Annotated in this window: 13 protein-coding genes; 5 read left to right on the top strand and 8 right to left on the bottom strand. The window is 62.0% G+C overall.

Going from position 1 to position 14928, the window contains the following annotated elements; all coding sequences use genetic code 11:
- Position 1 precedes the first annotated feature (1 nt).
- The 6 genes from JG747_RS36690 to JG747_RS36715 form a co-directional block, all read right to left on the bottom strand.
- The gene (locus JG747_RS36690; protein ID WP_199202051.1) at positions 2-1642 is read right to left on the bottom strand and encodes a GMC family oxidoreductase; all 1641 of its coding nucleotides are present in this window, start codon (positions 1640-1642) and stop codon (positions 2-4) included.
- The gene (locus tag JG747_RS36695; RefSeq protein ID WP_199201977.1) at positions 1632-2291 is read right to left on the bottom strand and encodes a gluconate 2-dehydrogenase subunit 3 family protein; all 660 of its coding nucleotides are present in this window, start codon (positions 2289-2291) and stop codon (positions 1632-1634) included. Before JG747_RS36695 ends, JG747_RS36690 begins: the two co-directional genes overlap by 11 nt.
- 103 nt (positions 2292-2394) lie before the next feature.
- Complete coding sequence (locus JG747_RS36700) at positions 2395-3357, bottom strand: ABC transporter permease (protein WP_199201978.1); 963 nt, start codon at positions 3355-3357, stop codon at positions 2395-2397.
- A complete protein-coding gene (locus tag JG747_RS36705; RefSeq protein ID WP_199201979.1) occupies positions 3354-4919 on the bottom strand; it encodes a sugar ABC transporter ATP-binding protein in 1566 nt (521 codons plus the stop codon). Before JG747_RS36705 ends, JG747_RS36700 begins: the two co-directional genes overlap by 4 nt.
- 129 nt (positions 4920-5048) lie before the next feature.
- Positions 5049-6173 carry a substrate-binding domain-containing protein gene (locus tag JG747_RS36710; RefSeq protein ID WP_199201980.1) on the bottom strand — a complete coding sequence of 375 codons (1125 nt, stop codon included), beginning with the start codon at positions 6171-6173 and terminating at the stop codon, positions 5049-5051.
- A 79-nt stretch (positions 6174-6252) separates the two neighbouring features.
- Positions 6253-7086 carry a sugar phosphate isomerase/epimerase family protein gene (locus tag JG747_RS36715; RefSeq protein WP_019863616.1) on the bottom strand — a complete coding sequence of 278 codons (834 nt, stop codon included), beginning with the start codon at positions 7084-7086 and terminating at the stop codon, positions 6253-6255.
- A 359-nt stretch (positions 7087-7445) separates the two neighbouring features.
- Here JG747_RS36715 and JG747_RS36720 point away from each other — a divergent pair, with 359 nt between their 5' ends.
- Together JG747_RS36720 and JG747_RS36725 are read left to right on the top strand one after the other, a co-directional pair.
- Positions 7446-8624, top strand: coding sequence for an ROK family protein (locus JG747_RS36720; RefSeq protein WP_019863617.1), 1179 nt, complete (start codon positions 7446-7448; stop codon positions 8622-8624).
- A 295-nt stretch (positions 8625-8919) separates the two neighbouring features.
- On the top strand, positions 8920-9789 hold the full coding sequence (locus JG747_RS36725) for a substrate-binding domain-containing protein (RefSeq protein ID WP_167626485.1): 870 nt from the start codon (positions 8920-8922) through the stop codon (positions 9787-9789).
- 871 nt (positions 9790-10660) lie between these two features.
- Here the strand turns inward: JG747_RS36725 and JG747_RS36730 are convergent.
- Positions 10661-12181, bottom strand: coding sequence for a winged helix-turn-helix domain-containing protein (locus tag JG747_RS36730; RefSeq protein ID WP_199201982.1), 1521 nt, complete (start codon positions 12179-12181; stop codon positions 10661-10663).
- A gap of 239 nt (positions 12182-12420) precedes the next feature.
- Positions 12421-12612: a hypothetical protein gene (locus JG747_RS36735; protein WP_199201983.1), complete on the bottom strand. Its 192-nt coding sequence runs from the start codon at positions 12610-12612 to the stop codon at positions 12421-12423.
- 56 nt (positions 12613-12668) lie between these two features.
- Between JG747_RS36735 and JG747_RS36740 the strand changes: the two genes are divergently transcribed.
- From JG747_RS36740 to JG747_RS36750, 3 genes are all read left to right on the top strand, one after another.
- The gene (locus JG747_RS36740) at positions 12669-13586 is read left to right on the top strand and encodes a ketopantoate reductase family protein (RefSeq protein WP_019863621.1); all 918 of its coding nucleotides are present in this window, start codon (positions 12669-12671) and stop codon (positions 13584-13586) included.
- Between the two features lie 391 nt (positions 13587-13977).
- Complete coding sequence (locus JG747_RS36745; protein WP_019863622.1) at positions 13978-14358, top strand: class I SAM-dependent methyltransferase; 381 nt, start codon at positions 13978-13980, stop codon at positions 14356-14358.
- A 189-nt stretch (positions 14359-14547) separates the two neighbouring features.
- A complete protein-coding gene (locus JG747_RS36750; RefSeq protein ID WP_019863623.1) occupies positions 14548-14901 on the top strand; it encodes a hypothetical protein in 354 nt (117 codons plus the stop codon).
- Positions 14902-14928: the final 27 nt, after the last annotated feature.

A 14928-nucleotide genomic window follows, 5' to 3' on the forward strand; every position in this document is an offset into this window, starting at 1 on the left:
ATCACGCAGCCGCGCCCCGTTCGGCGATGATCTTGTCGGCGACGCGCCAGGCATTGGCCATGATGGTCAGCGTGGGGTTGGCGCCTGTGCCTGTCGGGAAAGGCGATCCGTCCACTGCGTAGAGGTTCTCGACTTCGTGCGCCCGGCACCATCTGTTGAGCACCGACGTTGCCCCGTCATCGCCCATACGTGCCGTGCCGTGCTGGTGCGAGCAATTGCCGGTGACGCGGTCGGCATAGACCTTGCGGATGGTCAAAGCGCCACTGGCCTCCAGAATGTCGGCACCGCGATCGATCAGGTAGCGTCCTTGGTCGAGATCGTTCTGGTGCGGCTTCAGTGTCACGCGCGCGACCGGCAGCCCCCAGGCGTCGACCACCGTTTCGTCGAGGTCTATGCGATTGTCGTGCTGGGGCATGTCATGCAGCACCATGGCAATCGCCAGCGAATGGCTGAAGTGGTCGCGGTCGTTCTTCTTGGCCTCAGCGCCCCAGGATGGCGTGCCCGGCATGCGCCAGTTGATCGGCAGCGGGATGCCGACGCCCGCCACCGCAATGTGCCCGCCGGAGACGAAGCCGCGCGATGCGTCGTGCTCGTAATGTTGAAAGGTCGAAGCGCTGACATAGCCGCCGCCGGCCCAGGCATAGACCGGATCATCATAGGTCCCGACCGCAGCCGAGTATTCGTGAAAGGTAACGTTGCGCCCGACCATGTCGCTGCCATTGGCAACGCCGGTCGGGAAGCGTCCGGACTTCGACAGCAGCATCAGGCGTGCGGTTTCCATTGCGCCGCAGGCAAGGATGAAGAGATCGGCCTCCTGCTCTATCGTGTCGCCATCGGCGTCCTGGTAGATCGCTGCCTTGATGTTGCCTTGGCTGTCCAGAGTGAGTTCGCGAACCACGCAGTCCGGCCGCAGCTCGAAATTGCCGGTTGCAACGGCGTCCGGAATGAAGACGTTGAGCGCCGACGAGCGCGTTCCGGTCGGGTCTCCGTGCTGCTGTGCAAAAGCGCTAACCACCGTCGCCTTGCGACCGTTGAAAGGGCGCGACAAGGCGGCCTGCGGCGTCGGGAAGGCGTTCCAGCCAAGCGCGTTGCAGCCCTTGATGAACTTCTGTGCATAGCGCGACATCGGCATTGGCGGACACGGATAGCCGCCCGAGCGGTGCGACTCGAATTTGTTGGCGCCGGGCTGGCCGGACACGCCAAATGCCCATTCAACTTTGAGATAGTAAGGCTCGAGCTCGCGGTAGGTGATCGGCCAGTCGGCAAGGCTGGTGCCCGGCAGGTCGCCGGCCACGGTGCGCAGGCGGAAATCGTTCTCGGTGAAGCGCGGCAACCAACCCTGCCAGTGGACGGTGCCGCCGCCAACCATCTGCGGCACCGGGCAGAACATTTCGGAACGCGCGTCGTCTGAGGCGGTCTCGCGCCAGGTGCGCGGATTGAGGATTGGGTCCGGCCAAAGATTGTAGCGGTTGATGTTGGCGAGTTCGTCACCGCCAAAGCTTTCCTTCTTCCGCCACGGCCCCTTTTCGAGGGCCAAGACCTTGACGCCGGCTTCGCAAAGCACCTTTGCGGCGGCGGCGCCGGAAGCGCCGGCGCCAATGATGACGACGTCGGTTCTCGCGGGTTTTCTCTTATAGGCCATCATGGAACTCCCTGACCTTGTCGGCTTCGCCTTCGGCGAAATACTGCAGCGTGGTGTAGCGGCCGGTGTGCACATCCTTCAGCGAGGCGGGGCCGGGAAAACCGATCACCTCCCAGCCGATCCGGTTCCTGTTACCGCCATAGATGGGGTCGGCATAAAAACCCTGGCGCGTGTGGGTGACCAGCAACGGCAGGAAATCGAGATCGACCTCTGTCGAGGTCTGCTGCAGCGCGGGTTGGGGCGAAACCGGGCCAGCGAGCGGGTCGTTGACGGCGAGCGTCGTCGGCGCATCCGTGCCGGTCTGCTCCAGTTCGTGGAGGATATCGTCCTGCTGCTGTGGCGTCAGCGCGACGAAGTCGGCCGAAAATCTCCCTTGGGCGCGGGCATCGAGGTCGAGCAGTCCGGCGACATAGCGTTCGCGCATGATTTCGATGCGCTGCATCCACGCCTTGGCCGATGCGCCTTCGAGAACTTCGAAGCCTGAGCCGTCGGGCTTGGCGAAGATGTAGCCGATACCGGAGAGATAGCGGTCAACGAAGTCCACGCAGCCGGCTTCGCGTGCGCCCGGCGTGTCGTCGGTTGGAATTATGCGGGCCATAGCGGCCTCCACCGTGGCGCGCTGATGCGGATTGAAGAAGGTGTCAGACATAGCATGTCCCTTGCTGCAATTATCTTTTCGGGCCGACACGTCCGGCCAGCGCGCCACAAGCTTGCTGCCTGGCAAAGCCCACCTGCGTTCTTCCGCACTCCGCCTAACGCTTGCGCGTTTGGCTGATGGCGACTGCGATGATGATGATGGCGCCGCGGGCGATCAGCTGCTGGCTGAATTCCAGTCCCATCAGCACGAGGCCGTTGTTGATCAGGCCGATCATCAGCGCGCCCATGATAGAGCCGACCACCGTGCCGGCACCGCCGAACAGGCTGGTGCCGCCAAGCACGGCCGCGGCGATCACCGAAAGCTCGTCGCCTTCGCCGAACTGGAAGCGGCCGGAATGGAGACGGCCCGCATAGAGCATGCCGGCAAAGGCGGCCGCCACGGACGACAGCATCAACACGCGGAACTTGATAGAGGCGGTGTTGACCCCGGAGTAGCGTGCCGATGTCTCGTTGCCGCCGGTGGCCAGCACGCGCCGCCCGAACGTGGTGCGTCGAAGCACGATGTGGCCGGCGATGCCGATGATTGCCACCCAGATCAACAGGCTTGGTATCGGGCCGAGGTTACCGGCGCCGAAGATCGCCGCGTAGGGCTTGCTCAGTATGGGGATCGCCGCCGTGCCGCTGATCCACATGGCGACGCCGCGTGCGATGCCCATCATGGCCAGCGTGGTGAGGAACGAGGGAATTCCGATGCCGGTGGTCAGCCAGCCATTGACGGCGCCGACGACGACGCCGGTGCCCAGGCCGTAAAGGATGCCGCCGGGGATGCCGAACTGGTCGATGCCCATTGCCGTGGCGACGGAAGCGAGGCCCGCGACTGCCCCGACCGACAGGTCGATCTCGCCGGTGCTGAGCACAAAGGTCATCGTCACCGAGACCACGGCGATGATCGCGGTCTGACGGATAATGTTCAACAGGTTGTTGGGGTCGAGAAAGCCCCTGTCGCCCAGCGTAGCGGCAAAGACGAGGAAGATAACCACGAAGCCGATATAGATGATGTATTCACGCCAGTTGGCCAGTGCCGAGAATTTGCTCGCTGATGCGGCCGTGTCGGTCATTGGATAATTCCTCCGCGGGCTTCCTGCATGAATTTGTTGAGTTTCTGTTCGGCGTGCTGAAGACTGTCGATCGAGTCTACCTTGGTGGCGTCATCGAGATCGTGACGGGCGATGTCGCGCACGATGCGGCCTTCCGACATCACCAGGATTCGATCGCAAGCGGCGAGCAGTTCCTGCAACTCCGACGACAGCACCAGGATTGCCTTGCCGGATTTGGCGAGGTTGCGGATCAGCGTCACGATCTCCGATTTCGAACCGATGTCGATGCCGGCGGTTGGTTCGTCGAGGATCAGCACCTCCGGTTCGGTCGCCAGCCATTTGGCGATGACGACCTTCTGCGCATTGCCGCCCGACAGCGTCCTGATGGTCGCTTTGCGCGAGTCGGTTTTGATGCGCAGGCGCTGGATCGAGCTTTCCGCCAGTGCCGCCGACTTGGCGCGATCGACCCATGTCTTCGTCGAAAGGCGATCAAGGTTGGGTAGGTCGATGTTGCTTTCCACCGAATGGAAGGCGACGAACCCCTGACGGGCGCGGTCTTCCGGCACCAGCGCAATGCCGGCGTCGATGGCATCTCGCGGCTTGGCGATCGAAACCGCCTTGCCTTTGATCCGGATCTCGCCACTAGTCATCGGCTGGACCCCGGCCAGCACGCGCGCCAGCGACGAGCGGCCACTGCCCAGCAGGCCAGCGACGCCGACCACTTCACCGCGGCGAAGCGTCAGATCGATACCGATCGGCTTGCCGGAGCCCGAAAGGCCGCGTGTTTCGAGCAGCACTTCGCCGATAGTCGCCGTCTCACGCACCACGTCGGAGAAGCCGCGAGAGCGTCGGCCGATGATATGGGCGATCATCGATTCCAGCGTGAATTCCGACATCGGCGCGGTGATGATGTGCTTGCCGTCGCGCAAGATGGTAGCGCGGTCGGCTATGCGGAAGATCTCGTCCATGCGGTGCGAGACATAAACGATGGCGACGCCCTGGCCGCGAAGCTGGCGCACATATTCGAACAGCCGCTCGACTTCGTTCTGCGACAGCGCAGTGGTTGGCTCGTCCAACACCAACACCTTGCACGGTTGCGAGGTCGCCTTGACGATCTCGGTAAGCTGTCGGTGTCCAGCCGGAATGTCCGAGACCTTGGCGTTGGGGTCGATCTCGACGCCCATGCGCGCGAAAAGCTTTCGCGATTCGGCCGCCGCGGTTCTGTCGTCGATGAGCCCGGAGTTGGTCCTGATCTCACGGTTGAGGAAGACATTCTGCGCCACCGTCAGCGTCGGAATCAGGCTCATTTCCTGGAACGCCATAGCGACACCGGCATTGCGCGCTGCCTCGGCGGTGAAGGTGGCTAGCGGCACGCCGCCGATCTCGACCGTGCCGGAGCTTGGCGGTTGCACGCCGCGCAGAATCTTCAGGATTGTCGACTTGCCGGCGCCGTTCTCACCGAGCAGTGCGTGCACTTCGCCCGGGCTAACGTCGAGATGAACGTCGTCAAGCGCCCGGACACCGCCGAAACGCATGCTGACATTTCGCATTCGGACGGCTTCGGCTGCGTTGGCAGTGTTCATGACAACACCCAGGGCAAAACAAAGGTTGCGTCGGGTGGGACGAATGGTTCGGCCTGCCGGACAGAAACGTTGCGCTTCTGCTCGAACTCGGCCGAACCCATCTCCACCGGGAGGACCTGTCTGCGAAGTCTACTGCATACTTTGCTTGATCTTGTCGGTGACCGGCTTGTGGTAGACCTGCTGCCAGGCATCGGCGAGATTGGCCTTGGTTACCGGCAGTGCCGGCAGCGCGACATAGGCCGGCGCCTGCTTGCCAAGCAAACCGTAGCCGGCCAGCATTGCCTCGGTCACGCCCTGGTCGTAGGGCCGCTGCGCTGACAGGCCCTTAACCGGACCGCCGCTCGCCATGTTGATGGCGACGTTTTCGCCGAGGTCGCAATTGACAATTACCAGGTCGTCCCGGCCATTGGTGAGGGCGGCGGAGATGACGCCTTCTGCGGGCACATCCCACACTGCCCAGATACCCTTGATGCTTGGATTGGCGACGAGCAGGGCGCCTGCCGCCTTCTCGGCATCGCCTGAGAAGTCGGGACCGCCGATGCCTTGCTCGGCGACGACGTGGATGTCCGGATAGTTCTCGGCCAGCGTCTTCTTGACGGCGTCGTAGCGCTGCTTGGTGACGAAGAAATCGGCTGCATGGAAGATCAGTCCGACATCGCCCTTGCCGCCAAGAGCCTGTGCCAGCAGGTGCGCGGTGGCGACGCCGTTGCCGTAGTTGTCAGCCGAGACGGAGCTGACGTAGTCCTTGCCGGCTACGAAGCCTTTCGGCACGTTGTCCATGAAGACGAGCTTGGCGCCTGCGTCGGCCGCCGCTTTGTAGGCCGCTGCGGTCGCGACCGGGTCGGTCGGAATCGACACGATGATATTGGGCTTCTGGGCCATTACGGTCTCGAGGTCGGACACCTGCTTGTCGGGCTTGAAGCCCGCGTCGGTAACGGCGACAACTTCGATACCCATGGTAGCGAACTGCGCCTTTAGGCCTTCGATTTGCGCCTGCGACCAGTCGTTGCCGGCATAGTGCATGACAATGGCGGCCTTTGCGTGCATGTCCTTGATCTTGGCGAGTTCCTCATCGGTGAGCTTGACGCTCGAGGCGGCTTCCGGCTTCTCGCCGTTAGGTCCGAGGCTCATCACATGCTGGCCTATCTCGGTCAGCGCCTGGGCAGGATCGATGGCATAAGCGGCGTTCGAGGCGAGGCCCAAGCCGACCGTCAGACAGATTGCCGTCGACCGAAGCAAGGTTTTCATGCGCATGGTGTTTTCTCCCTGATATTGTTTGGTTTTCGTTATTGCAGTTACAGACGCCTCCCGGCGGCAACGCCGGTCGGCAAATTCAGACTTTCGCCAGTTCCGCTTGCACAAAGGCGTGGCTTTCCCGCGCTCCGGCGGCAGGATCGGCCCAGGCGTCGAGTTCGTTGCAGATCCAACCCGTGTAACTGATGTCCTTCAGGGCCCGGATCACGGCGCCATTGTCGCAATCGCCCCGGCCGACCGGCACGAAGGCGAACGGGTCGCGCTGCCAGCCCTTGAGGTGGACGTAGGAAATGCGTGACGCGTGCTCGCGCACCATCGCTGCCACGTCGCCTCCGGCAGCGGCCAGATGCGCGGTATCCGGACAGAACCCGATCGCGGTCTTGCCGAAGATCGTCCGAACCTCGTCCGGGTTCTCGACGATGGTGGAAAGGTGGGGGTGGTAGTGAGCTTTCAGGCTGCGCTGCGCGGCGATTGCCATCACCTTGTCGAGCGCAGAAGCCAAGGCATCGTAGTCGCTTTGGCGCGTCCCGTCGTGGCGCCGCGCGCCGCCGCCAACAACCAAATGCTCGGCGCCGAGCGCCCGCGCTGCGTCCGCTGCCTTGGTGACGCGCGCCAGTTCTTCGTCAAGGATGTCCGCGAAGATGAAGTTGCCGCCAGTATAGACCGAGACCAGCGACAGGCCCGTGTCGGCGAGGATCTTGCGCATAGCGGCGTAATCGTCGCCTTCGCTTTCCACGACATTGCCGTCGAAGAACTCAATACCATCATAGCCCGCTGCCGCGATATCGCGCGCGGCCTCGGCCATGTCCCCGAACGTCCGGTAGGCCAAACGGTTGATGGAGGTCACACCAACGGCGTCGCCCCCAAGCGGACCCCAGCAATTGGCGTGATAGGCCAGCTTCCAAGCAGTCATGGCGTCTCCTCCCGACACGGCTCAAATGCTTTTGTATTTGCAAACGCACCTTTAGTTGATAAAAAACAAAAGTCAAACTACTTTCTGTGTTAGGGACAAAATTGGGCATTGCGTCTTCTGAAAGTGCTCGTCCATGGTGGACCAGAAAGGAGCAATCGGCTGTGGCTAGGACTGGCTTGGGAGGCACCGCAGTTGCGGATCCAGATCGATCCGGGGAGACAGGTTCTCCGGCGGCGGCCGATCGCGTAAAAGCCCTCGAAGCCGAACGCCAGAGTCTTGTTTCGCTTCTCAACATTCTGCGCTCAAGTGAGACTTGCACGCGCCTCGACCTCGAACGAGAGGCCAGGCTAGGACGCGCCGTGGTCACGGACCGGCTGTCGACGCTTGCTGCTTTCGGCCTTGTTGACGAAGGCGGTGTCGGGCGCTCCATAGGCGGGCGCGCGCCGCGACTGGTGCGGTTCCGATCGGAGGCCGCGCGCATTCTGGTTGCCAACATCGACGGCGACACCATCGGCCTTGGTCTCGCCGATCTGGACGGGCGGCTGATCCTTGAGCACTACGAGGATTTTGACGCCGCTTCCCCAGCGCAGGCACTGTTCAATCGGCTCGAGGCGCTGTTCAACTGGTCGCTCGGCAAGGATGGTGCTCCGCTGTGGGCGATTGGTCTGGGGGCGCCGGGCGCGGTTGAGCAGAAGGACTCGAAAAGCCTGGCCGTCCCCAAGCTTAGCGCGATGCCTGCTTGGGACGAGGCGAAGCTTCTGGAACGTTTGATACATCGTTTCCAAGCGCCAGTCTGGGTGCGGGGCGCCGTGCAGATGGAAACGATGGGTGAACTAAGCGCCCTTTCAGTACAAGCAAGCCGCGACATGCTTTATGTCGACCTTGGCTCGGATATCACCGCCGGAATCGTCGTCGACGGGCGCCTGCATCGTGGCGCGCAAGGCATAGCGGGACAGATAGGGCATATTTACGCCGGCGAGCCGCACAAGCGCATTTGCGGTTGCGGCAATGTTGGCTGCCTGCAAACCGTCGCCGGCTGCGATGCCATCGCTGAAGCTGGCCTACGCGCGGCGAAAGAGGGACGAAGCCGTCTTCTCGGTGAAACGCTCGCCGCGACCGGGAAGGTGACGGTGGCAGACATTGGCACGGCGGCCCGCCTTGGCGATCCGTTCTCGGCCGACCTGCTGGCGCAGTCCGGACGGCTGATCGGGACCGTTCTGGCGACGTTGGCCAATATGCTCAACCCGTCGATGATCGTTCTCGGCGGCGAACTGTCCCAAACGGGGGACATCTGCCTGGCGGCGATCCGGGAGGGTATCTACGGGCACGCGCAGCCGCTCATCAGCCGCGATATCAGTATTGTCCATTCGCGCATGGGGCGGTCAGCTGGACTTGTCGGTGCCGCAACCGTCGCCGTGACTGAACTGTTCGCACCAGCGTTCCTCAGCGAATGGATCGTATCTGGCACGCCGCTTGCCCACGCCGGGGTTACCGGTTTGCTGGCCGTTGCCGAGAAGACTGCTATGACTGGCGGTTGAGCGTGCAGTCCGCCCGCTGTCGCGCAGTCACCGCGGTCAGCCGTGATGCTTGCAAACCCGAACCCCTGCGGTAGGTTCGATCCAATAAAGCTGCCCCGCAGAGGTGGCGGGCGGGAGGAGCAACGGGATGCAGAGAGCTGATGCAGCAATTCCGTCTGGATGTGCGTTGCCGGTTTCGTCCGTCGCGCGTCCACTGGTTGCAGGTTTGGGGCCACACGGCGAACGGCCGGCATCTCCCGAATTGCTGCTCCCATCTGCCGACATGCTGGAGCGCGCCAGGGAAAGAGCCTTCCGCGTGGCGATCGTGCTGCACACGACCGCTTCGGATTGGGCGCAGCGTCAGATAGCGGGCATCAAGGCCGGCTTGGAGCTGGCCGGCGCCGTCGTCGTTGACATCGTCGATTGCGGCTACGACGCGGCCACCCAGATCGCAGCGATCGAGCGGCTGGTGCAATCGAAGCCTGATGCCGTGATCAGCATCCCCGTCGGAAGCACGGCCGTGGCCGCAGCTTTCCGCAAACTGGCGGTCGCCGGGATCAAGCTCATCCTACTCGACAACGCGCCTTCCGGCCTGCTTCAGGAGACCGACTATGTAAGCGTCATATCGTCGGACAATTTCGGCCTTGGCCAGATCGCCGCCAGTCTAATTTCGCCGCACATCCGGCAGAACGGCACAGTCTGCGTGGTTGCCTACAATGTCGACTTCTTTGCGACGGCGCAGCGTGAGATCGCATTCGGCAAGTGGATGCAGCACGAGCGCCCGGACATCACACTGACGCAGCTGAAATTTGAAGTGCCAGCAAATGCCGGCAGCGCGGTTGGTCTCTACCTCGATGCCAATCCTGACCTGGATGGACTGTTTGTCGTCTGGGACGAGCCAGCAGTTGCATCGCTGCCGGCTTTTTCTGGCCGCTCCCGGATCCCGGTCATGACCACGGTGGATCTCGGTAGCGCGATCGCTGAGGCCCTTCTTGAAGGAACGATCGTCAAGGGAGTTGCCGCGCAGCGGCCTTTCGAACAGGGCGAGATCGCGGCGATGGCCGCGATTGTCGGGCTGACCGGCAATGCTGTGCCGCCGTGGATTGTGCTGCCGGGGGTAGCCGTGACCTCTGGCAATGTCGCGGAAGTCTACAAGCACGTCGGCGGCGCGCCCAACTTCTATTGAGATGACATTACGAGAGGTTGCACGAAGGCGCGACAAACGGTTGAATCTTTTTTGACGTTTGGCAATACGTCAGGAGCAAATCCGACCTTGGGGTGTTGAAAAAATTCCCTGGCACTGGATCCATAGCTTCCATCTAAACAACGGGCGGGCCGCATCAGTGCGGGCTACTCTGAGCGAAGCTAGCCTTCATATGCCGCGATGGCATTGACATGACCATTGTCCGCGCCACGAAATGGCTATGCGCGATTGTGGTAGCTGCGCTTCTGTTGGCGGTGCTTGGCATCCGCAGTGCCGCTGTCGTCATTGCAAGGGAAGTGTGCATCAGGTCTTAAGATGTTTCCGTTGCAGCGCATGGTTCCAAAATTCTTTGTGATACTTTTGCGGTCATCGAGCCGGATGAGATCGTATCTTCGAAGGTCGCGGTCTGGAACGGCGGCTTCCAAGCGACCTAGCCGAAAGCCGACCGTCTGCAGTCGGCCCCAAAATGATACGCTGGAAACTTCGAGGGTAGGGACAATTCGTGGCGCAAACGAGTTATAAGCTCCGAGCAGGTATCGCTGTTCGCGAAACGGGCGATTGCCGGACATTGTGATGTCGAATGTTGGCCAGCTGCACAGGTCTGCCCTAAAAGCCTTTGAACGCCAGCTTTGCGCCCCATGTCGGCTGTTAGAACCCAGTCACTTCCGACCACTGAAAGCAGACAATAGCGGCAACCACGCTGGAGGCCCTAGTTGCGCCTCATGTGAGCCGAAGAGGCAACTAGGATGCGTCGTCTTAGCCGGTCGACCTAGGGTCATTTGGTTTCTGCGTCTGAATCGCGAGCGCCAAGTTAGCTTCGTGCAGAGATGCATGACGCGTTGGACTGCCGACCCTAGCCTTGGTCGTCGTAGGCTGCGAGCGCTTTGGCGACACCCCCAACGAGATGTTCAAGATCACTTGCATGTTCGTACGCAGTCCCGGTTTGCGCAAATTGCATCGGCGAAAAGTCAGGCGCTATACGCTTGACCTCTGCCATAGTGCGCTGAGCTTCCTTCAGTTCGCCGAGTTGCGCGTAGCACCCCGCCAACCTTGTCAGTCGCCAGGGGGATTTTGAGGGGACCTTGGACATGCTGACAAGCGCGGCCTTGTAGTCTCCAGCTGAGTATAGCGCGATGGCGCGATCATAGTGGTACCAATCAGGATGAATCGGGTTGATCCGTATCGCACTGTCAATCGCCGCGAGTGCTTCAAGAGGCCTGCCTCTCATAGAGAGCAGGAATCCCATTTGCGCAATCGTATCGGCGTCATAGGGATTGAGGTCGAGCGCGCGCTGAAGATGATGCTCAGCTGCTTCGAACTGGCGCGCGTAGATCAAAGCCTGGGCGAGCACGCGATGGCAGCGCGGCTCTTCCGGCGCCAAGGTCACCGCACACTCCGCGCGATCGATCAGCGAACCAAGCAATGTCGGGGGCGCCTCGGCATAGCCAGCGATAATGAGATCGGCGAGCACGGTGTAGGAATGCGCCAGGGCGTAGCTCGGGTCCTTTTCGACCGCAGCCTGGAAAAGACTGCGCGCAGCCTTGTTGTCATCATCGCCATACCCGCGCAGCCTGGCCAGTCCACGCAAGAGAAGCTCGTATGCGGCCAGGCTGTCGGGAGGCCTTGGGGTCGCCTGCTTAACGCCTGCATCGTCGAGCCGAGCGACCAGCCGGTTCACCACGCGGCGGGCGATTTCTTCCTGCATGTCGAAGATCTGACCGCCAGACGCGGAAAAAGTATCGCTCCAGAGGACGCCACCCGTCAAAGCAGCAATGAGACTGACGGTGACCCGCATGCCGTCCGCGCGAGTCGTCGCCCTGCCGCGAACCAGATAGGTTGCGCCAAGACTGTCGCCAATGGCACGCCAATCGGAAGCGGCGTCGGAGACAAATGCAAATCCGGAATTGCGCGCCAGAACAACGATCGTTCCAAAGCGAGCCAACGCGTTGACAATGTCCTCGGCGAAACCGTCGATCAAAGGGGTGTCTTCCGGCGCGCCTTCATTGCTGAAACGCAGCACCGCGACGCTCGGCTGTCCGGAGCGCTCTTGCTTTGGCGTCTCGAGTAGCGAGAGGACGTAGCCACGTTTGGCGACCGTACGGATGATGGTTTGGCTTTCGTCCTGCAGTGCCTTTCGCAACTCCCTGACCGCTTGCGTCAGCGAGTCCTCGGTCACGAAGACATCAGGCCAAACCGCTGACATCAGTTCCGATTTGGTCGCGACGCGTCCAACATTCCTGCAGAGATAGGTCAACAGATCGAACGCCTTGGAGCGCAGAGCAACAGGTTTCCCGTCGCGGAGAAGCTGCCCGCGCGCAAGATCAAGCTCGCAACTGCCAAGTGCCAGTACGCGCCCTGCGTTTTCCCCAGACATCGAATGCCGATCTGACCAACTCGACCAAACGCTGCCTTATTGGTGTCTTGATCGGCTTCGACGTCAAGGGATCAGGAGAATTTGATCCACCTTCACCTTGGTTGGACGTCATGCGCCTCTCCATGGTCATGATCTCCAGCATCTCGAACATTGTTCCAGGCATGGGCGCACAAGGCGACGCAGCCATGACGGTGGATGCATATTCCAGGAGTTCCTGCCGGGCGGCTTGGCGCGTATCCTCATTCGTTGACATAATTGACCTCATCCGGTTCGTTCCCTTCTGAGAACAATGAAGCCAAAGAACCGGCGCGTACCGGAAGATTTCTGAAATTCTGCTGAATCTTTCTTATCGTTGGGTCTGCCGTGTCAACCCTGTCGGCTGGCCTTGTATTGAAGGGAATGCTAATATTGGTCAGGCTGGCGAATGCCATTCCAGCTTCTCCAGCTTCGCGCGGCCAATGGCGGCAGCTGGTGTCGAGGGGGACGCATGCGGATCGCAATGATAGGGGCGGGCGGCATAGGCGGCTATCTCGGCGCAAGGCTCGTCGAGGCGGGGGCCGACGTCAGCTTCATCGCTCGCGGTGCCCACTTGCAGGCAATGCGCCAGGACGGCCTGCGAATTCAAAGCGATCTCGGCAACGTCTTTCTCCCCAGTGTGTCCGCGAGCGACGCGCCGGCCGACATCGGTCCCGTCGATCTCGCGATTTTTGCGGTCAAGCTCTACGACAGTGAGAAGGCCGCCGCAGCGCTCGGACCGCTCATTAGCAGGAATACGCGTATCGTGACGTTGCAAAATGGCATCGACAGCGTCGAGACGCTCGGTCGTCATGTTCCTCGCGACCAGGTGATTGGCGGAGCCACCTACTTGTCCGCATTCATCAAACAGCCCGGCGAAGTCGTCCACGCTGGCGGGCTGCGTCACATCCTGGTCGGCGGGCACCGCGAGCCTCTCATCAAGGATCTTCAGGCGCTCTGCGATCGTGCTGTCGGGCTCGAGCTGAAGCCGGTTGCCGACATCGACAATGTGCTGTGGGAGAAGTTCGTGACACTTGCTGCGTTCTCTGGAGGAACGTCGCTCATGCGCTCCGGGATCGGTCCGATCCTCGACGACCCCGAGGCACGTATCTTCGTAGAGCAGCTGCGCGACGAGGGGATGGCGGTCGCGGCGGCGGCTGGCCATCCGATGGCCGATGGGTTCGAAGGGCGCGTCATAACCAGATGGACCGCATTCCCCCCGCACGTAAAATCGTCGATGGCCAACGACCTCGAAAGAGGAAAGCCGATCGAGGTCGCCTGGCTTTCCGGACGCATGCACGAGTTGGGCATCAAGTTCGGTATTGCGACCCCTGGCCACACGGCGGTCTTCCGCGCCTTGCATCTCTACGCAGAGGGTGCCGCCCCCTAGCGGTGTCCCATCAATGTTCCTTGGGAGGATAACATGGCAAGTTCGTCGAGCGAGAGCATGCCGGTGACGACAGCTGACGAGGCAACCGGCACCCAGGACATTTTCAATAAGGAGCTGGAGACTTATCGCAGGGTCGTGGCCACCAACCTCATGTTTCACCGCGAGGTCTATGGGCTCCTGCGCGATCTGCTCGTCGAGCATGCCCCAGGGTCGTTTCGATTCCTCGACGTGGCATGCGGCGATGCCACTGCCTCCGCAGCGATGCTGAAGACAACCGCGGTCGGCGGCTATGTCGGCATCGACCGGTCGGAAGCGTCACTGAGGCTGGCCGATCGCGCTCGACGGGCTCCCGTGCCCGGTCGAGCTGCGCCGCGGCGATTTCGCGGAAGCGATGGCGAACTGGTCGGAACCCGTCGACGTGATCTGGATAGGCATGTCGCTGCACCACCTGGCGACCGAAGGCAAGGCGAGGCTGATGCGGCACGCCCGCAGGGCCTTGGGCGGCCCGGGCCTATTCGTCATCTGGGAGCCGACCCTGTTCGAGGGAGAGGATCGCGCCGCCTGGCTCGCCCGCTTCTCCTTGCAGCGCGATAGATGGTCAACCCTTTCCGACGAGGAGTGCGCTGCCATGAAACGGCATATGCTTGTGGCCGACTTCCCCGAAACCGCCGACACATGGCTCGGCATGGGGCGTGATGCCGGGTTTCGCCGCGCGGAGGAGATTTTCATGATGCCCAACAGAATGGGCCGAGTGTTTCGCTACTGGAACTAGCCAGCGCGTCCGGGCGACAATGTCATCAAATCCGAACCCGGGCGAGATCCCGACGGGCGACGCTCCGGTTCCCGCCGCCATCGTGTTGGTTGGTCGCCGGGGCCGCCTGCGCCCGCTCGACGCCGAAAGAGACGCATCCCGTCTCTACCCGCTCTCGCACGACGAGCATATGCATGCCACTGGGTCGATATGAAAGTGGGGCCGTTCGCCACCGAACAGGCTTTCACCGAGCATGTCGTCGCCCTGGTGGCGGATCCCAAGCGAGCCTTCCTCACGGTAGACGGTCCCGATGGCAAGGCGCTTGGGTGGCTCTGCCTGATGGAAGCAAAACCCGCCCATCGTGTGGTTGAGCTCGGCTATGTGCTCTACACGCCGCCGCTGCAACGCACGGGGCTCGCCGCCCACCGACTGGCGGCCGAACCCAGGGCAAGGCCAAGGGCGGATGAAACGCGGCGGCCATCCGTCCTTTGCGGGGGTAGTGCGGTGGAAAAGGTGCCGCGCCTGAACAGGCGGAGTTTGCGAGTGGCCGACGCCGGCTGCTAAATATATGCGCGCATGCTAATATCACTG

The sequence above is a fragment of the Mesorhizobium sp. 131-3-5 genome (assembly GCF_016756575.1).
Lineage (GTDB): Bacteria > Pseudomonadota > Alphaproteobacteria > Rhizobiales > Rhizobiaceae > Mesorhizobium > Mesorhizobium jarvisii.